This window comes from Chitinophagales bacterium, from assembly GCA_020636495.1.
Taxonomy (GTDB): Bacteria; Bacteroidota; Bacteroidia; order Chitinophagales; family Chitinophagaceae; genus UBA5543.
This window is the reverse complement of the sequence record JACJXQ010000008.1, coordinates 1,233,149-1,252,162: the sequence shown is the minus strand read 5'-3', so window position 1 is coordinate 1,252,162 and position 19,014 is coordinate 1,233,149. Positions and strand designations below refer to the sequence as shown.

Here is a 19,014-nt window from a genome sequence, read left to right as displayed (position 1 = left end):
TCAGTATCGTGATAAAGGTATATCGTGCAAATGAACGGAAAGTTACAATGATCAGAACAGACCGTTTATCTGGGCGTCTACCCTACGCAACACTTCTGCCAGGTCCTCTTCATTTTCGGTAAAGTCCAGGTTATCGATATCTATTACCAGCAACTGGCCGTCGTTGTACTTATCTATCCACTTGTTATAGTTCTCGTTCAGGCGTTTCAGGTAGTCCAGCCTGATATTCTCTTCATATTCTCGGCCGCGTTTCTGTATCTGGTCTACCAGCTTAGGAATAGACGCTTTGAGGTAAATCAGCAGGTCGGGCGGCTCTATCATTTCCCTGAGCGTATTGAACAATGAGGTATAATTATCAAAATCCCGCTTATTCATCAGCCCCATATCAGAAAGGTTGGGAGCGAATATATAAGCGTCTTCGTATATCGTCCTGTCCTGTATCACAGTGCTACTACCCTTCCTTATCTCCTGTAGTTGTTTCAGGCGGGTATTCAGGAAGTACACCTGCAGATTGAACGACCAACGGTGCATATCATCATAAAAATCTACCAGGTACGGATTGGTGTCTATATCCTCGTAGTTGGGGGTCCATTTATAGTGCTTGGCTAATACAGAGGTCAATGTGGTTTTTCCCGCGCCGATATTACCGGCCACAGCTATGTGTTTCAATACTTTTTTCTTTGCCATATATCCTCTTGAAAAGTAATCGGTAAACTTAATTATTAACCCAACCGCACTATATCACTTACTTTAAAATACAATATAATCTTCTAATTCAAACATCACGGCATTAATAATAGTTGATACCGATCATCTTCCTCGCTTCAGACATGGTGACTGATGCGCTGGCACGGGCTTTTTCCGCGCCCTCTTTTAATATTTTCCTTATCCGGTCTTCGTTGTTCTGCAAGTCCTTTGCCCGCTCCCTGATAGGAGCAATGAAGGCTACCATATCTTCCGCCAGTTGCTTTTTCATATCACCATAGCGGATAGTGCATTCATTATAAGCTTTTTTATAAGCGTCCACCACATCAGAAGATGACACCAGGCTCATCAGTTGAAAGATATTGCGGATATATTCAGGCATTTCGCTATTCGGCTCTGTAGGACCCGAATCCGTCTTTGCCTTCATTACCTTTTTGCGTATCACATCATCTTCATCAGCCAGGTACAAGGTTGCATTAACGTTCTCGCTCTTGCTCATTTTACCCGTACCATCCAGGCTGGGCACTTTTATCAGTTCTTCGCTGAAGTTGAAGGGATATGGCTCAGGGAACAACTCACCATACCTGCTGGCAAACCTGTTGACGAAATTGCGCGCCATCTCCACATGCTGCTCCTGGTCTTTACCCACAGGCACCTTTACCGCTTTATGAATAATGATATCAGCCGCCATCAGTACAGGATAGGTCAGCAATCCCGCATTGACATTCTCCGGCTGCTGGCGCACTTTGTCTTTGAATGTAGGCACCTTCTCCAACTCACCTTTATAGGCCAGCATATTCATCATCAGGTACAACTCCGGTATCTCGGGAACGTCGCTCTGTGCATACAGTGCTACTTTATCAGGATCCAATCCGCAGGCCACATTCTCAGCCACTACCCTGTACACATTACCACGTAGATCCTTTGGGTCGGGGTGCGTGGTAAGCGAATGATAATCCGCCACAAAGAAATAGCAGTTATACTCATCCTGCATTTTCACATAGTTGCGCATAGCACCAAAGTAGTTGCCCAGGTGCAGAAAGCCTGTAGAACGTATTCCGCTAACAACAATTTCCTTAGACATAGTATTAAAAGTTGTGTCTCAATTTAGTTTTTGTTTCATTTAGCACCATTTACAGAAAATAAATTCTCCAGGTACTCTTTACAAACATTTATACTCCATTTAGCATTTTCAAAATCCTTAGTCAGGATCTTGATTACAGGCATCTCCCAATCAAAATCTTTTATCAGATAAGTAATAAAAGTTCCGCCTTCATCAGTTTCATACCATCCACAATCAACTACATATTGTTCAAAGGTTGCCTGATACATATCCTCTCTTAAGATTGTATCATCCGGAATTTGCTCATAAGTAAAAATATCATCTACCGCTATCTTAAAATTTATCGACATAAATCGTGTGTATTTGCGAAAGACAACTTTTAATACAATCTGAGAATATAATTAAATAATAACTATACAACTACCAGTAAAGCATCCTATGAGTTGACAATTTCCTTACTCATAACGGGCGGCAAGATACGAAATGACAGAATAACACAATAAAAAACCTCCCGTAACAGGGAGGCTTATAATAGAACTTATACAGGAATATTACTTCTTAATTTTATTTTCGGGTGACCGGGTAGTACTGTTATGCATAATACCATCTTGTTTTATTTATCCGATACATTACGATCTACTACCCCGTCTTGCCTCGTTACAGTATCATCATGTTCTAACTTGAAAGTAATAGGAACAGTATAGTAAACAGGTACCTTGTTACCTGTCGAATCTTCTCCCGGGGTCCAGTCAGGAAATTGAACAACGGCATCCATTGCAGCCTGCGCTAATATCGGGTCTGCCTTTTTACTGGCTACTTCCGCATCCCTTATCTTACCGGTCTTATCTACCACAAATTTTATAGCTACCCTGCCTTCAATACCTTTATCCTTTGCCTCTTGCGGGTACTTAACCGCTTTCGCCAGGAATTCATAAACATCGTAACCCGGTTCCGGCATCTTGGCTGTAAATGCCAGTACGGGTTCCTTTCTCACTTCTGTCTGCCCCCGTTCGCAGCTTTGCATGGTAATGATACAGGCCAGCAGGCATGTGGCAGCTAAGGAGGCTACTACACCTCTCAGCTTTGCGGTTGTCTTGTTTTTGTGCAACATCATAATTCTTCTTTTTATAGGATGATCAATAAATGTATGAGTTAAGTATAATTTGTCAGTATGGAACAAAGAGGACAACAATAAGACAGAATAATCTGCCGCCTCCATGTTTATTGCGGCATCTGCCTGGAACTCGTGCACCTGCACCAGTTCCTTTCTGAGCAGATGCAGAAATACATTAGGCCACATTACAGCTTGCATGATACTTATGAAAATAATATCAAGGCTATGGTGTAATGCTATATGTACTCTTTCATGTTCAATAATGGTTTCATCCACATCTCCCTCAGGCAGAAATATATACCTGCCCCAACTCCCCGGACCAAACCCGGTTTGTTTCAGCAATACATATCCATCCTTATTTTCTTTCTCACCTTCACCAATTATCCTTCTCATTTTGGCATACGACAATAATCCGGGCAACAGGAAAGCAACAGCAACCAACAAGTACAAAGCCATTGCAATTGTCGCCCATAACGGTATAGAAACAGCAGTAGCATTATTACCGCTATTTATCACAACCTCAGGCAACACTCCTGTGAACAAACTCCCCGGAACCTGTTGCGGCCTGTATGCTTCAGGCAATTTCAGCATAGGCAACACAAGAGGCAATACGGCTGTTGATAACAGGTATAGCCTGTTAAATTTATGCATAGGCTTATTACCCAACAGCAACAAGTATATAGCCAACATCAGCCCTGTATAAACTATCGTTTGTATGATATACAGCATAACGTTTACTTTTTAGTGTTTTGCTTTTTCATTATTTCAAGTATCTCCTCCAGGTCTTTTACACTTATATTTTTTTCCTTTGCAAAAAATGAAAGCATATTGGCGAACGAACCTTCAAAGTATTTCCCTACAAACTGGTTCATACTTTTTTTGCTATACTCTTCTTTAGCCACTAGCGGATAATACCTGTTAGACTTGCCCAGGCTTTCGTGCTCAACAAAGCCCTTATCTTCCAATATCTTAATAATAGTACTTACCGTATTATAATGCGGCCTGGGTTCAGGCAACTCGTCTATCACATCTTTTACAAATGCTTTTTCCAGTAGCCATAGCACCTGCATTATTTCTTCTTCGGCTTTGGTCAGTGGTTTGAACTCCTTCTTCATAGCTTTAAAACTAAACTTTTAGTAAACCTACTAATTATTTAGTTTTAAAACTAATTTTTTAGTTGAAATAAAATTATTTTATATTAACATGACAATTGAATCAAATGTTTTAGATTTGCCTAAAATTATTTTTAGGCAACAAGTGAACGTTGATAATTCACATAAATCTCTAAGTGAAGTACATGAAAGTGTAGACCCATCGAAAGCCAATGGAAGATGGCGTAGGCTGGTAGCTTTCTTTGGCCCTGCTTACCTTGTAAGCGTAGGTTATATGGACCCCGGCAACTGGGCTACAGACCTGGCAGGTGGATCGCAATTCGGGTATAAGTTGATATGGGTATTACTGATGAGTAACCTAATGGCACTGTTATTACAGTCCTTAAGTGCTCGCTTAGGTATCGTACAAGGCAAGGACCTGGCACAGTGCAATCGTGAAGTATACCCACGTAGTGTAAACTTTGCCTTATACATACTGGCAGAAATAGCCATTGCCGCCTGCGACCTTGCCGAAGTGTTAGGTATGGCAATAGGCCTCAACCTGCTTATCGGCATCCCCTTATTATGGGGCGTGCTGCTTACATTTCTCGATACCATACTGTTGCTATACTTGCAGAAACTGGGTATGCGCAAAATGGAAGCATTCATCATTGCATTAGTAGCTATAATAGGTGGTTGTTTCCTGGTAGAAATGTTCTTTGCAAAACCTGATATGGGCGAACTGGCTAAAGGCTTTGTACCTACTATCCCCAACAGTGCCGCTTTGTATATTGCAATAGGCATCATAGGGGCTACAGTAATGCCACACAACCTATACCTGCACTCAGCATTGGTACAAACACGAAAAGTAGATCATGATGAACAATCAGTAAAAAAAGCTATACGGTTTAATATAGCTGACAGTGCGATAGCACTGAATATGGCTTTTTTTGTAAACGCTGCCATCCTGGTACTTGCAGCAGCAGTATTCTACAAAGCAGGCATGTCTGATGTAGCAGAGTTGAAAGATGCACACCGCTTGCTGGCACCTATGCTGGGTAGTAAATGGGCATCTCACCTGTTTGCTATTGCTTTAATTGCTGCCGGCCAAAGCTCAACCGTAACGGGAACACTTGCCGGACAGATAGTTATGGAAGGATACCTTCGCCTTCGTATCAGCCCCTGGATGCGCAGGATATTGACACGTATGCTGGCTATTATTCCCGCTGTTATCGTAATACTATATACCGGTGAGCAAAAGGTAGATGAGATGCTTATATTCAGCCAGGTACTCTTGAGTATGCAACTGGCATTCGCCGTAATACCATTGATACATTTTGTTAGTGATAAAAAACGCATGGGTGTATTTGCTATCAAACCATTAGTAAAATCTCTTGCATGGACTATCGCTATTATCATTGTAATTTTAAACCTGAAGCTGGTATATGATACTGCGGTGGAATGGATAGCTGATGCCAACAACATATGGATAAGCATACTTATCATTGCAGGCTCTCTGGGTCTGCTGGCTTTACTTATTATTACGCTTGTGTACCCAATGATATTGCAAACACGAGAAGCGGCAAGCATCAACATACACGAAGAAATAAAAACAGAAGCATTGCAGGATATTATATCAGAACCATTCAAAAAAATAGCACTTGCGCTGGACTACAGCGACAAGGATATGAAGGTGGTACGCTATGCCATGCAATTGGGTAATGCTGGTACAGAATATGTTTTGATACACGTAGTAGAAAGCGCGCAGGCACGTGTTATGGAAGACATGGCTAAAGACTACGAGACTATAAAGGACAAAGAAGTACTGAACAGGTACCTGAAATACTTTAATGAAAAAAATCTGAAAGCTGAAGGCATACTTGGGTTTAAAGACCGTACTGGTGAAATAGCACGCATAGTAAAAGAAAACAACTGCGACCTGCTGATATTAGGTAGCCATGGCCACAAAACACTAAAAGACTGGATATTCGGAGAAACCATCAACCAGGTAAGGCACATGGTGGAGATACCGGTATTTATTGCACGATAAGAAAATCATTTTTGTTGAACTTCAAAGGACTCTGCTAAAACTTCCATATAAGTATCATGTCCGCAAATCAGGTAATTCTTAGAGTTTGGAGGTAATTTTATTTTTCTTTTCCATGGCTTCCAACGCCAAAACAACGCATACCAAAGAGTAGGATCATGAATTTCAATAAGCTTAGGATACCAGCTCTCTGATGAGCGCTGCATTAATTTTAAGAGATTGCCTGAGTTGTAATCGATTTCAAAAATAAAAGGAGGCAAATCATGTCCTTCAGAATCTAACCTGTATGGAGGGAGTTCTGCGGCCAATACCTGGTACCCTATAACATTTATAAATTTTATCTGCAGTGAATAATCAGCATCTTTAATCCCATTCAATTCATTTTCATCTTGCTCCCAACATGTAATTTTAACCTCAAGAACATTCTCAGCATAGGATAATATCTCTGGTTCAGATTGAGCATCCATAAAATAACCTGTAACTAAACCAATTGCCTTCAAATAGCAATCATAAAATTTAATCATACTTATATCATTTTACGGCATAGCCTCTATCAACTTCTTCGTATAGTCATTAGCCGGATGCTTTAGCACCTGTTCCGCATTACCCGTTTCTACAATTTTACCCGTTTGCATTACCATCACCCTGTCGCTGATATAATGTACTACATTCAAATCGTGAGAGATGAATAAATAAGAGAGGTCAAACTCACTTTGCAGGTCTTTCAGCAGGTTCAGTATCTGTGCCTGTACACTTACGTCCAATGCGGAAACACTCTCATCGCATATCAACAATTTCGGGCGTACGGCTAAAGCTCTTGCTATCCCTAAGCGTTGTCTTTGTCCACCAGAGAACTGGTGCGGATACCTGCGCACACTATCAACCGGCAACTGTACTATATCCAACAGTCTTTGGGCTTCTTTTTTTCGTTCAGTACGAGGGACAATATGATGCACTTCCAATGGCTCCATCAACATATCGCCAACACTCATACGCGGATTCAGCGATGCGAACGGGTCCTGGAATATCATTTGTATATCCTTGCGTACAGAGCGCCATTCTTTCTGCCGTATCGTTGCAAGGTCCTTACCGTTGAACATTACCTGTCCTTCATGCACAGGCAACAATCCTACCAGGCTTTTACTGATTGTACTCTTACCGCAACCACTCTCGCCAACCAATCCAAGTACTTCACCTTTTTTCAATACAAATGAGACATCATCAACTGCTTTGTAATAGCCTGTTGTTCTGCCCATCCAGTTATGCGTTGTCTCAAACCATACTTTAAGCTTATTCACTTCCAGTATAGGGATGTCAGTAATCGTATTATCATATCGTTCTACAGACTTACCCTGCACATCGCCGTCTAAAAAGTCTGCTACTATGTTCAGTCTTTTACCTTTATGTTCAGCAGATGGACGACAAGCTAATAATGCTTTGGTATAAGGATGTTCCGGATGTTGTAAAACTTTATCTACAGGTCCTTGCTCCATTACCTTACCCTGCTGCATCACTAATACATCATCCGCTATTTGTGCAGCCAATGCCAGGTCGTGCGTGATGAATACCATAGCAGCACCTTCTTCTTTCTGGAGGACACGCATCAGTTCTATTACTTCTTTCTGTACGGTAACATCCAATGCGGTAGTAGGTTCATCAGCTATCAACAATGCAGGATTATTGCACATAGCCATGGCTATCATTACCCTTTGTTTCTGCCCGCCAGATAATTGGTGGGGGTAACGATTGTATATTTTATCCGGCTCAGGCAGCTTCACTTTTCTCAGCCAATCAATAGCTATCGTTTTCGCTTCCTGCTCACTCACAGCCCGGTGCAACATGATAGCTTCAGTCACCTGTTTTCCTATCCGCATCACAGGATTCAACGAGCTCATAGGTTCCTGGAACACCATACCTATTGCACTTCCGCGAAGTGTTGCAGCATTAGTTGAAATATCTTGTGTACCATCCGCTGTAGCAAGCACTATTATTCCTTCCTGCTTTGCACCTGGTGGCAATAATCCCATCAGAGACAATGCGGTGAGCGACTTCCCCGAACCACTTTCTCCTACTATGGCAAGCGTTCTTCCTTTATCAATATGAAAGGAGATATTTTCTACCGCAATAAATTCCTGTTCACCTGCGAAAGATATCTTCAGGTTGTTTACTGATAATATGCGGTCTCTTTCCTGCATTAAAACTTAAGGTGTTTTACAGTAAGGCCCTGGTTGATCAGTTGTTTCAGCGAATCAATACCTATCTGCAAGTGTATATTAACAAATTTCTTCGTAACACCCAGATCACTTTTATCCGTTTTTACACCTTCTGCAACCATTGGCTGGTCTGATACCAGCAACAAAGCCCCGGAAGGTATTTCATTATAAAAGCCGGTTGAAAATATAGTTGCTGTTTCCATGTCTATCGCCATAGCACGCATGGTTCTTAACCTGGCTTTAAATACAGTGTCGTGTTCCCACACTCTTCGGTTGGTAGTATATACAGTACCTGTCCAGTAATCCTTTGCATGATCGCGTATGGTAGTTGAAATGGCCTTTTGCAATGCGAAAGCAGGAAGTGCAGGTACTTCTTTAGGAAAATAATCGTCACTAGCGCCTTCACCTCGAATGGCCGCTATAGGCAATATCAGGTCGCCTACTTTGTTCTTCTTTTTCAATCCACCGCACTTACCCAGGAATAGTACCGCTTTCGGTTTTATGGCAGAAAGCAGGTCCATAACCGTAGCTGCATTTGCGCTCCCCATCCCGAAGTTGATGATGGTAATACCTTCGGCAGTAGCACACTGCATAGGCTTATCCTTTCCTATTACCTCAACCTTATGCATCTCGGCAAATTTCAATACATATCCCCCGAAATTGCACAGCAAAATATACTTTCCAAAAGCTTTTAGTGGTTGACCTGTATATCGAGGCAGCCAGTTGGCTACTATTTCCTGTTTTGTTTTCATATACTTACTATATTAAAGTTACGGATTTGACCACGGATATTGCATATCATATGTTGCCATTAATTACTATTATTGCGCTGATGTTGCAAATAGACTTTACAGGCATATCGTTGAGGTTGAAAAAAGAAAACAGTAAAACACTCGTATTCGACCCGATTAGAAAAAAATGGGTAGTGCTTACTCCTGAAGAACACGTACGCCAGTTTTTATTGCAATATTTCATTGAGTACATGCGATATCCGGCTTCACTTATAGCAGTGGAAAAGAAGATCCTTGTCGGAAGCATGGACAAAAGGTTTGACATTGTCGTGTACAACCGTGAACATAAACCGTGGTTACTGGCAGAATGTAAAGCACCTGATGTAACTGTAGATGAAAAAACATTGTATCAACTACTCAACTATAATAATACCCTGCAGTGTAAATACTGGTTGGTTGGTAACGGCCATACACACTACTGTGCAGATGCCGTTAATATTACGGCAATACAATGGCTGAATGAACTACCGGGATACAATAGTTGAGTAAACATTGGAATTGAATATCTCAAGTGCTTTAGCCACCATATTATCATCCTTATACGATATACTGTAATACCCGTTATCCCTGAACAGCATCCTTGCTAGTTGCGCTTTCATCTGCAATGCAAAAAAAGAACGGTATCTTTCTTTTTTCAGCATCATTTCAACCACTTTCTTCGTCTGCCTGTCCTGCCTGTTGATATAGTTTTGTACCAATGTATCAGCACTGAATGCCTTGCCAAAATCACGTACAGTTCTATACTGTTTTAGGGATGTCCTGTTGTTGATATAGTAATCCCATACAACAGCTTTTACATTATCACTGAATATGAGGTTGAGCAATGAGGTAGATAGTTTTGTCGTATCATATGGCACATACACATCAGGTGTTATACCGCCCCCGCCATATACCACACGGTTATTGGCTGTATAGTATTTGGTTGTATCAGGATTACTCAATGTATCATAACCGGTCAACTCTCCACTTTCATACCGCATCATGAAATCATGGTTATAGGCTTCTCTGCCATTCTCAAAAGAACGTTGTACACTCCTGCCTGAAGGTGTGTAATATTTAGCAATGGTCAGCCTCAACGCCGAACCGTCCTCCAGATCGAACTGGTCCTGAACCAGTCCTTTACCAAAAGTGCGCCTTCCTATTATCACTCCCCTGTCCCAATCCTGTATAGCACCTGCCAGTATCTCGCTGGCAGAGGCAGACTGTTCATCTACCAGTATAGCCAGTTCACCATCTTCAAATCCGCCTGTATTGCCAGCAATATATTTCCTCACCATAGAGTTCATGCCCCTGGTCATCACGATCAACTTATCGCCGGAAAGGAATTCATCGGCTATTTGTTTTGCCGGCTCCATATAGCCGCCTGAGTTTTGCCTCAGGTCAACTATCAACTTTTTCATCCCCTGTTTCTTCAGATCTGCCAGTACTTTTTCAAACTCATCATAGGTAGTTGCACTGAACCGGGTGATCTTGATGATACCTGTAACACTATCCAGCATTACTCCCGCTTCTATACTGTATTTGGGTATCTCATCACGCTTTAACGACACTACGCGGGTCTCGTCTCTTACTGGGTCCATCATAGTCAGGAATACTTTGGAGAACTGCTTTCCTTTCAGCATCTTGATGATACGGGTTGAGGTAATGCCTGTTCCTGCAACAACACTGTCACCTACTTTTATCAGCCTGTCACCTATCTGTATGCCTGCTACTTCTGCAGGCCCGCCTTCTATTACTGATGTTATTTGTATAGTGTCCTTAACTATTGAGAACTCTACCCCGATTCCAAAGAAACTACCTTCCAGTTCTTCGTTAACTGACTGTAGCTTATCTGCCGGAATATACACCGTATGTGGGTCTAGGTGACGAATAATACCATTCACCGCGTCTTCATAAAGCAGGTTAGCGTTAACCGAGTCTACGTAGCGCGCATTAATAAGATCAATTATTTGCTCCAGGCGGTCATTTCTCTGTATAATGGTAGTAATATCTCTTTTATTTCTCAATGAGTCGCGCAGCTTAAAACCAATACTCATGCCTGCGATCAATGTGATCGCAAACAGCATTGGTATCCAAACCTTGATCCCTTTTCCGTCTTTTCCGCTCATTAATATTAAAAAGTGACCGCAAAGTTAACGGGTATTTATCATTAAATAATATCAATATTTATAAATAATGAACCATTTACCATCACCCATCGTTTATTACATCTTACTTAACACAACTGTTGTCATGTAGTTCAAGAAATCTGTATTACATTAGCATATGGCCTCAATATTGATAGCAGAAAGCGGTTCTACAAAAACGGACTGGTGCCTGATCGGTGCCACGAAAAAACCGTTACATGTTAAAACTTCAGGCATCAACCCCTACCTGCAAACCTCGTTTGAGATCAATTCTGTTTTAAGCCACGAATTGAACCTGAAAAAACACAGGCCAGAGCAGGTTTATTTTTATGGCGCAGGCGCAGGCAGCACCGAAAAACAAAATGAACTTAAGACGATCCTCAAAGCTTTTTTCGGTTCGCGAAAGGTTGAGGTACACAGCGACCTGATGGCGGCAGCAAGGGGCATGTGCGGTAAGGAAAAAGGCATTGTGGCTATATTAGGCACTGGAAGCAACTCCTGCTATTACGATGGGAAAATAATGAAAGCCAGAACTGCATCGCTGGGTTATGTAGTAGGTGATGAAGGAAGCGGCAACCATATGGGCAAACGCATTCTACGATATTACGCATACAAAACATTTGATGACGAGTTGAACACATCATTTGAACAACTGTTTGGCAACGACATCAGCGCTATACTCAATCATATATACAAACAACCATTCCCCAACCGATACCTGGCTACCTTTGTTAGGCTGTTGGTTGAAAACCGGGGGCACTATATGGTTGAGAATATTATAGAAGACAGCCTCAACGAGTTTTTCCACAACCATATTCTCAAATACAGGGAAAGCTGGAAACACCCTATACACTTTACAGGCTCTGTCGCTTATGAGTTCAGAGATGTAATAGCCGACATGTGCATGCAGTGCGAGTTAACGCTGGGCAGCATAGAACGTAGCCCCCTTAAGGGTCTTATCAAGTTCCACTCTTAGTACATTCATGTTCTGTTAAGAGCTATTCTTCTTCTTCATTCAAACAATATTTATAAGCATAAAAAAAACCTCCGCAGTAGCGGAGGTTTTATATTTAGTGTTTCTGTTATGCCTTAGTTCCTTCTCAGGTTCGGGAACGGAGGAGCTACGTTAGCTGGACCTTCCTCACCTGGCAGTGCAGAGCGATACATAACTGATGTCGGATCACCTGCTTGTCCATATTGGAATATGAAACGGTTACGATCGATACCATGTTTTTCACTCATATACTCGATGATCGCATTTACACGATCCCAAGAACGTTGTTGCTGTATTTTGCTTGCATTACCGGCACCGATGATAACCACTTTACAAGTTGGGTTAGCCATCATTTGAGCAGCAAGGCTTACGACGAATTGAGCTTGTGCAGATGGAGCAATGTTTGAAGGCTACCTGTGAATGATGCTCGCAAGCACCGATGCTACCATGCAGGGAGCCATGGGGAACCGCAACCATCAGGACAGGACACTTACCAACACCATCGCTCAACAGGTTGACATTCTGTCCGGCGTGATCAGCTGCTTGTCACGATCATCAGGAACATATCACCATCAGTATCCATTGGGCAACCGTGGCTGTCAACAGCTACGCCCATTGGTGTACCAGGACATTTGTCAAACTGATCAGTGATACCATCGCCGTCAGAATCTGGCAGGCTTGGATCAGGCAGTATCATGTATGACATGGGTAGCTCAGCTCGTTGTATGCGTGATCCAGCGGTTCCGAAAACCAGTACAGAGGTTCAACACTCTTAGCTTATTACCCAGGTTGAAGTTCAGACCAGAAGTAGTTGATACCATCGTTCTGGTTAGACAGCGGAGAACCGCTGATCTGCTGTGCTTAACTGATATCAACAGGTCTTCGTCCCAGAGCAGTATAACACGATCTTCGATAGCCAGGTTGATACGCCTGCTCAGTTTGAATCTGTATTACCCAAACCGAGCTGGGCAAAGTTCAATGTTTTTGTTTTGAAGATACTTGGGCTGACGACGATCGCGCTCATTCTCAACTTCGGTCTCGTAAAGGTACCATCCATACCTGCTTTGAGAGATTCTTTGATCTGCTTACGGTTTCAGTTTATCTGAGGCGTGTTGATAGCGCCACCCAGTGATGGCGTCAAATCATACCTCTGGTAGTTAGCATCCAATGCGTCAACTTTGAGTGTTGAAAGCAATAGCACCCAAACCTAACAAAGCATGCTTACACCTGCTTACGAGCCTTGTGGAATTTAATAGTATTGATAGTACCCATCGGGTCCAGGTTCAACTGGTGAGCTTCCCGTCCTATGGTTCAGAATATCAGGATCGATACGGTAGTTCTGAGGAACGGGATTTGGCAATGGGAACGGCCGCAATGTCATTATGCATCCATGCGGATTCCACCTGTAATTTCTGTCTCCTGCAAAGCGAGGCCCTTGCTACGCCGTAGTTATACTGCAGCCTGGTAGAAATAGAAATAACCCCAGACTTACAGATGTGAGCGCGGTAAACCGAAGCCGCCATCACGCTGTTCCGCCAAAAATTGTGTTGGAACGTCGCGGATACATTAACAAACCACCACCAACGCAACTTCCCACAATGTTGCGAGGCTTTGCAGGAAAGCGTGGTTGTTCAGAATTTACGATGTTGATTCATGCGGTATCAGGGGAACATGGTTCGAGTCAGGACATGTGCTCTCACCACGATATGTCATATCGCGACTGACCATTACGCGCCTCTGAACTTTCCTATGAGCAAGCAATAAGCTGTGCAGCAAACAGCACACATACTCCAGCTAGCAAAAAGGTACTTTTTGTTGACCATAACAGATTTGTTTATTAATTATTTTCTTTGAACAGCTTAGCATTTTAAATAAATAGGTGAAGCAAAGGTAGCAGCTAAGCTTTTAAAAAAGCAAAGAACAAAAAATAAAATTAATGCACTTTTGTTCAAAAACACCTATTTATACATCAAAGAACTACTTTTACCGCAAAAAACAAGGATAATTTTGTTAATTTAGGTTATCCTTTCGTTCAAATGGAACAGGTCAAAAAGGTTATCAGGCTGAATTAGCGCTGTTTGAAAAAAATTTGCTGAACATGTAAAGGGCTCAAACCCTTTACTGGACAGGATTATGAGACATAAACCAAACGTAAGGGGAAAACAAATGCGATAATGTTCGTACTGCTGTGCGCAGATATCATGATTATTCATGACCCGTAGCCACAGGCTGCTTCACTCATTGAATTTACGCATACAGCCACTCTTGTACGATGACGTTGTGTGGATAACTCAATGCTCAAGGCATGGCACCTACGTAATGCTTTATGGAAAACAAGGTAGCAGTATTAGTCGGCGATGGCCCCCACTCTCTAAGGGCTTCTCCTTTCGCTGAAACGATGAATTACCAGATACTTAAGATCCTTCACGCGCTGTTAAAGATGAGTGAGGTGGTGCTACAAATGGAAAAGCACAAAAGCTTGATATTGAGGAGAAAACATATTTCGATATTATTAAAGGAAGAACATCTTCACTTTCCAGCGTATTACTCCTTCGGAGCTTTCCGCATCACAAGATGACAAAGTGACCGAATTTTCCGTCAATTCGGCGAATACGTCAGTATTGCATTCCAGATCAAGAGACGACCTGTTTGACTATGGCCGGGATAACATCGGAAAGCCAATAAGTATAGATATCAAAAGAAAGAAGATGACCCTCCTCTCATATACACCTTGCAGCATTCAGACAAGGCCACAAAACGTAAGATCATTTATATTGTAAAAATCAAATACCGACCGTGAGAAGGTGGAAGAAGTAATCAATATGTCCATCCAATCAGGAATAGGTACGCAGTTCAGAAAATGAAAGAGTATCAGGCAAGGCGTTAAGATCTGCTCGGTGAATACCTGACACACCAGCAAGCTGCTTTGGTCAACTGGTCAATTATGTGATAGACCGGAAATAACAACTACGAATAAATGAAACGCATTCAAAACTGATTCCCGTTATCATTGTTTAAATTGCAGACCTCAAATTTTGTAGCAACACAAAAGCAGGCTGCACCATCAAAAGGTTTATTGAAGTTTCCGGCGCAAGGGTACACAACCTGAAAAACCTGGACGTAAGTATGCAAGAATATTGGTTGTGATAATAGGTATCAAGTGGTTCGGGTAAATCATCACAGCATTCGATACAATGTTTGCTGAGGGCAACGCCGCTATGGAAAACTTTGCTGCTTATGCCCGCCAGTTCATGGCGACCTGGAGCGACCTGGTGTTGGCGTAAGATATCAGGTTTGTCGTGGTTATCTCTCCCATAGAGCGAAGACTACCAGCCGTAATCCCCGCTCTACTGTAGGTACTGTTACAGAGGTTTATGACTTTTATGCGCCTGTTGTTGTATGCCCGTACTGCCGCCGATGCCTACTCATATATAAAGGTAAAAAAGATGGTCACGCTTCGGCGGGAGGAGATTATGGCACATGTTAGACATTTTGCCGATAAGAGGGTGGTTCTGCTGGCACCCATAGTTCGTGGTCGTAGGGGACATTACACCGTGAATTGTTTTGAACAGTTGCGCAAACAGGGCTACCTGAGGGTTCGTATAGACGGCAGAGATAACCGAGCTCCACCGACGGCGTAGCCACAACTGGACCGATATAAGATACATGATATAGAGCTGGTCATTGACAGGCTGATAGTGATACCTGACGCCAAAGCCCGCATCAGCCAGAGCAAAGTCGTTGCACGCCAGGGCGGGACCTGATGTTCATACTGGATATAGAGACAGATACCATCTCACAATACAGTAAACAACTGATGGTGAAACCGGACTTTCGTACGAAGAACCATCGCCTAATACAGCCTTCTCGTTCAACTCTCCTTATGGTGCCTGCCCCCCGTTGTAAGGCCTATGGGCAATGTATACCAGGTGAACATGGACGAGGAGTGATACCGGACCCTTCAAGAGCATCAGTGAAAATTGGTATCGCCCGTTGGGTGGTGAAGGCGCGAATCCTGGACGATCAAACAGGCTACGATCATTGCCAAAAGAACAAAATACCGCGCTCAACAAATGGGATTTAAAGACCTTCGGACAAACACCTGAACATACATGTATGGCAATGAAGAAGGTGTAATTACCTATGCACAAGCGATAAGGAGTAAACTTTGCCGATCAGGTGACGGAACACAATTATGAAGGCATTGTCAATATGCTGCTCCGTTGGTTCAAAAGGGGCACTTCGGAGCCCATACGCGACTGGGCAGAGGCTATATGCAACTGACACCTGCCCTGAATGCGATGAACAAGACGAGAAAGAAAGCCTGTGGTTCCAAAATAGACGATAAGTATCGCTAGGCTGTCCAACCTTTCTTTTTGCAGCAACTGGCCGACTTCTGGTTTGATGGGCTGGAAAAAGGCGAAGGTAAAAACAACAGGTTATTACCGAATATTCTCAAAGAGATACGCGATAATAACACCTTCCTGCTGGATGTGGGGCTACATTGCGACCATCAACCGCCCTACACGTACATTGAGCGGTGGCGAATCGCCGGAAATGCACGCCTGGCCACGCGAATGGAGTTCTCAACTTACAGGTATCACATATATGGATGAGCCCAGCGCCGGTCTGCACCAACGTGATAATCGGCGACTGATACGCCCTGCAGAACCTGCGCGACGGCACGGCAACTCAGTACTGGTTGTGAAACGCGAGCAAAGACATTATGCTGGCAGCCGACCACCTGATAGACATAGGCCCCGCAGCAGGGTACATGGTGGCAATATTAATGGCCCAGCGAACCGGGGCACTCCAGCAAGAAGTGTTTAAAAACACATACAAAACAGCAAGCTACCTGAACCACGAACTGGCTTCTTACACGTACCAGAAGAGACGTCGTAAGGGTAACGGCAAAAGCTGAAGCTAACCGGAGTTACAGGCAACAACCTGAAAATGTCCAGTTGAATTTCCGCTCAGCAGTACTTTTCATTTTGTGTAGCCAGGTTCAGGAAGTGGTAAGGTACACTTATTAACGAGCCTTACCGCTGCTGGCGAGCACTGCTACCCCAACTATAAAGAAGCAGCCGATGCCCTATAAAGAAAATAGGGCTGGAACATCTTGATGATAGTAGAAATAGACCCAGAGCCCGATGGGACGAACGCCGCGCAACAACCCGGCTACCTGTTGGTTCTTTACCGATGCTCGCGCCCTATTCGCTCCAGATACCCGAAGCCCAAAGGCGCGTGGTTTATAACGCGGGCCGTTTCTTCTTCAACGTGAAAGGCGGCCGTTGCAGAATGTCGTGGCGGTGGTATGCGTGATAGAAATGAACTTCCTGCCGGATGTATATGTACCTTGCGAAAGTGCAGCGGCAGGCGCGCTACAACCGTGAGACGCTGGAGATACGCTACAAAGGCAAATCGATAGCTGACGTGCTGGATATGACCGTGAGCGAAGCCGTGGAGATTCTTCAAAATGTGAAACTTCCTGCACAGGCGTATAAAAACGCTGGAGGATGTGGGGCTGGGATATGTAACCCTCGGGCAAAGCGCCGTTACACTGAGCGGAGGAGAAGCACAACGTGTAAAACTGGCAACAGAACTCTCCAAGCGCGATACAGGGCAAACTATTTATATCCTTGACGAGCCAACCACAGGCCTTCACTTCCAGGATATTGAGCACCTATTGGCGGTACTGAACAGGCTGGTAGAGCGCAACAACACCGTACTGGTGATAGAACACAATATGGATGTGATAAAAGTAGCCGACTATGTGCTGGACATGGGCCCGGAAGGCGGCAACGGTGGCGGACAAGTAGTAGCCAGCGGCACACCCGAAGACATTGCCAAAGTAAAAGAAAGCCACACGGGCAGATTCCTGAAAGAAGAGCTAAAATACTGATGCGGCGATTATACATTACACAAATACCCGTTTGTTAAGTTTTGTTAAGTAATGTTAAGCGATATCATTGCATGCAATTACTATTAATTTTTACAAATAATTGACATACAATCATCTATACAACATACGTTTGAAAGCGCATATTGGTAAGTAAAAAAACGTCATACATAAACAGTGTATCCGTGCAGCCTGTTTTGTTTCCTTTTTGTTTCCATGATGTCAAAGAACGTGCATTAACTTACATAGCTAATTATATGCAAATATACGTAATTTTGACCATAAATCATTCTTTTGGTAGCTTTTGTTTTATGCTGCCTATGCGGTAATTAAAGCCAGCAATTACCTGCTCAGGCAACATGACCGACACGGCGCCAAAGCCGGGCTGGTAATCCATATCTCTGCTGCCAAAACTATCTCCTCTTTTGTAATAGCCCACCTGATAGCCCACCCGCAGATCAAACTTTTTCCCCAAACGAATATCTACACCCGGCGCCACCGCAAAACCATGCGTAGTACCTGAAAGATGTGTTTTTGTTATCACGGTGCCACTGCCGGCATAATATGCTTTTGATTCCAGCTCCTCATCATATTGAGAGCCGACATATGCTACCCGCAGCCATGGCGTTGTCCTACTCTGCCGGAGCGGCAGCCTGCCCACCAGGCCGAATTTCCAGTATGCACCATGGAGCGACATCAGGTCTGCCCGCTCCCCAATTTGTATAATGCTGTGACGGGGCGACCATGTATATCCTGTTGCAAAAAATGCGCCCACATATTTGTTGATAAAGTATGCTACCTGTGTCTCCGGTGTGCCCGCATATAAGGTCATGAAGTTAAATGACAGGTTGAGCCGTGAAGGATCGGTTTGCGCCTTGGAAATGGCTGCAATACATATGCAGCATAGCGTGAGTATCGTCTTTTTCATACAGAGCAATTATAAGTAATATGAAATTACGATATTATTACTA

Annotated in this window: 14 protein-coding genes and 2 pseudogenes; 4 read left to right on the top strand and 12 right to left on the bottom strand. The window is 43.2% G+C overall.

The features are described 5' to 3' along the window. Nucleotides 1–51 precede the first annotated feature (51 nt). The 5 genes from H6550_05410 to H6550_05390 form a co-directional block, all read right to left on the bottom strand. A complete protein-coding gene (locus H6550_05410; GenBank protein MCB9045559.1) occupies nt 52–687 on the bottom strand; it encodes a deoxynucleoside kinase in 636 nt (211 codons plus the stop codon). Between the two features lie 103 nt (nt 688–790). Further along, nucleotides 791–1,789, bottom strand: a complete 999-nt coding sequence (trpS, locus tag H6550_05405) for a tryptophan--tRNA ligase (protein MCB9045558.1) — start codon at nt 1,787–1,789, stop codon at nt 791–793. A gap of 35 nt (nt 1,790–1,824) precedes the next feature. After that, nucleotides 1,825–2,118, bottom strand: a complete 294-nt coding sequence (locus tag H6550_05400; protein MCB9045557.1) for a hypothetical protein — start codon at nt 2,116–2,118, stop codon at nt 1,825–1,827. A gap of 263 nt (nt 2,119–2,381) precedes the next feature. After that, on the bottom strand, nt 2,382–3,611 hold the full coding sequence (locus tag H6550_05395; GenBank protein MCB9045556.1) for a TonB family protein: 1,230 nt from the start codon (nt 3,609–3,611) through the stop codon (nt 2,382–2,384). 5 nt (nt 3,612–3,616) lie between these two features. Beyond that, the gene (locus tag H6550_05390) at nt 3,617–3,997 is read right to left on the bottom strand and encodes a BlaI/MecI/CopY family transcriptional regulator (GenBank protein ID MCB9045555.1); all 381 of its coding nucleotides are present in this window, start codon (nt 3,995–3,997) and stop codon (nt 3,617–3,619) included. 88 nt (nt 3,998–4,085) lie between these two features. Between H6550_05390 and H6550_05385 the strand changes: the two genes are divergently transcribed. Beyond that, on the top strand, nt 4,086–6,023 hold the full coding sequence (locus H6550_05385) for an Nramp family divalent metal transporter (GenBank protein ID MCB9045554.1): 1,938 nt from the start codon (nt 4,086–4,088) through the stop codon (nt 6,021–6,023). 5 nt (nt 6,024–6,028) lie between these two features. Here H6550_05385 and H6550_05380 read toward each other — a convergent pair whose 3' ends face one another. Genes H6550_05380 through H6550_05370 form a run of 3 tightly spaced genes read right to left on the bottom strand, consistent with a single transcriptional unit; the run spans nt 6,029 to nt 8,985 of the window. Then, entirely contained in the window at nt 6,029–6,544 is a 516-nt protein-coding gene (locus H6550_05380) for a hypothetical protein (GenBank protein MCB9045553.1), read from the bottom strand. Nucleotides 6,545–6,556: 12 nt separating this feature from the next. After that, on the bottom strand, nt 6,557–8,215 hold the full coding sequence (locus tag H6550_05375) for an ABC transporter ATP-binding protein (GenBank protein ID MCB9045552.1): 1,659 nt from the start codon (nt 8,213–8,215) through the stop codon (nt 6,557–6,559). Then, nucleotides 8,215–8,985: an AMP nucleosidase gene (locus H6550_05370; protein MCB9045551.1), complete on the bottom strand. Its 771-nt coding sequence runs from the start codon at nt 8,983–8,985 to the stop codon at nt 8,215–8,217. The genes H6550_05375 and H6550_05370 overlap by 1 nt, the downstream gene beginning before the upstream one ends. A 50-nt stretch (nt 8,986–9,035) precedes the next feature. Here H6550_05370 and H6550_05365 point away from each other — a divergent pair, with 50 nt between their 5' ends. Further along, complete coding sequence (locus H6550_05365) at nt 9,036–9,509, top strand: type I restriction enzyme HsdR N-terminal domain-containing protein (GenBank protein ID MCB9045550.1); 474 nt, start codon at nt 9,036–9,038, stop codon at nt 9,507–9,509. Here H6550_05365 and H6550_05360 read toward each other — a convergent pair. Continuing rightward, a complete protein-coding gene (locus H6550_05360; GenBank protein ID MCB9045549.1) occupies nt 9,489–11,132 on the bottom strand; it encodes a S41 family peptidase in 1,644 nt (547 codons plus the stop codon). The two genes, H6550_05365 and H6550_05360, sit on opposite strands and share 21 nt — an antisense overlap. A 157-nt stretch (nt 11,133–11,289) precedes the next feature. On the opposite strand from H6550_05360, the gene H6550_05355 reads away from it, so the two are divergent. Continuing rightward, entirely contained in the window at nt 11,290–12,126 is an 837-nt protein-coding gene (locus H6550_05355) for an N-acetylglucosamine kinase (protein ID MCB9045548.1), read from the top strand. Nucleotides 12,127–12,239: 113 nt separating this feature from the next. Here H6550_05355 and H6550_05350 read toward each other — a convergent pair whose 3' ends face one another. Together H6550_05350 and H6550_05345 are read right to left on the bottom strand one after the other, a co-directional pair. Continuing rightward, on the bottom strand, nt 12,240–12,497 hold the full coding sequence (locus H6550_05350) for a hypothetical protein (protein ID MCB9045547.1): 258 nt from the start codon (nt 12,495–12,497) through the stop codon (nt 12,240–12,242). 189 nt (nt 12,498–12,686) lie between these two features. Further along, a pseudogene (locus H6550_05345) lies at nt 12,687–12,814 on the bottom strand (OmpA family protein). A 2,456-nt stretch (nt 12,815–15,270) separates the two neighbouring features. Here H6550_05345 and uvrA point away from each other — a divergent pair. Further along, nucleotides 15,271–18,046: pseudogene (uvrA, locus tag H6550_05340) on the top strand (excinuclease ABC subunit UvrA). A 283-nt stretch (nt 18,047–18,329) separates the two neighbouring features. Here the strand turns inward: uvrA and H6550_05335 are convergent. Then, nucleotides 18,330–18,971 (bottom strand): hypothetical protein, encoded by a 642-nt coding sequence (locus tag H6550_05335; protein MCB9045546.1) that lies wholly within the window; start codon nt 18,969–18,971, stop codon nt 18,330–18,332. Between the last annotated feature and the right edge of the window lie 43 nt (nt 18,972–19,014).

Coding starts and splice junctions, on each gene's coding strand:
- H6550_05360 (MCB9045549.1), bottom strand. CDS start 11,132: ATGAGCGGAAAAGACGGAAAAGGGATCAAGGTTTGGATACCAATGCTG.
- H6550_05355 (MCB9045548.1), top strand. CDS start 11,290: ATGGCCTCAATATTGATAGCAGAAAGCGGTTCTACAAAAACGGACTGG.
- H6550_05380 (MCB9045553.1), bottom strand. CDS start 6,544: ATGATTAAATTTTATGATTGCTATTTGAAGGCAATTGGTTTAGTTACA.
- trpS (MCB9045558.1), bottom strand. CDS start 1,789: ATGTCTAAGGAAATTGTTGTTAGCGGAATACGTTCTACAGGCTTTCTG.
- H6550_05390 (MCB9045555.1), bottom strand. CDS start 3,997: ATGAAGAAGGAGTTCAAACCACTGACCAAAGCCGAAGAAGAAATAATG.
- H6550_05400 (MCB9045557.1), bottom strand. CDS start 2,118: ATGTCGATAAATTTTAAGATAGCGGTAGATGATATTTTTACTTATGAG.
- H6550_05375 (MCB9045552.1), bottom strand. CDS start 8,215: ATGCAGGAAAGAGACCGCATATTATCAGTAAACAACCTGAAGATATCT.
- H6550_05385 (MCB9045554.1), top strand. CDS start 4,086: ATGACAATTGAATCAAATGTTTTAGATTTGCCTAAAATTATTTTTAGG.
- H6550_05350 (MCB9045547.1), bottom strand. CDS start 12,497: ATGATGGCTAACCCAACTTGTAAAGTGGTTATCATCGGTGCCGGTAAT.
- H6550_05370 (MCB9045551.1), bottom strand. CDS start 8,985: ATGAAAACAAAACAGGAAATAGTAGCCAACTGGCTGCCTCGATATACA.
- H6550_05410 (MCB9045559.1), bottom strand. CDS start 687: ATGGCAAAGAAAAAAGTATTGAAACACATAGCTGTGGCCGGTAATATC.
- H6550_05365 (MCB9045550.1), top strand. CDS start 9,036: ATGTTGCCATTAATTACTATTATTGCGCTGATGTTGCAAATAGACTTT.
- H6550_05335 (MCB9045546.1), bottom strand. CDS start 18,971: ATGAAAAAGACGATACTCACGCTATGCTGCATATGTATTGCAGCCATT.
- H6550_05395 (MCB9045556.1), bottom strand. CDS start 3,611: ATGCTGTATATCATACAAACGATAGTTTATACAGGGCTGATGTTGGCT.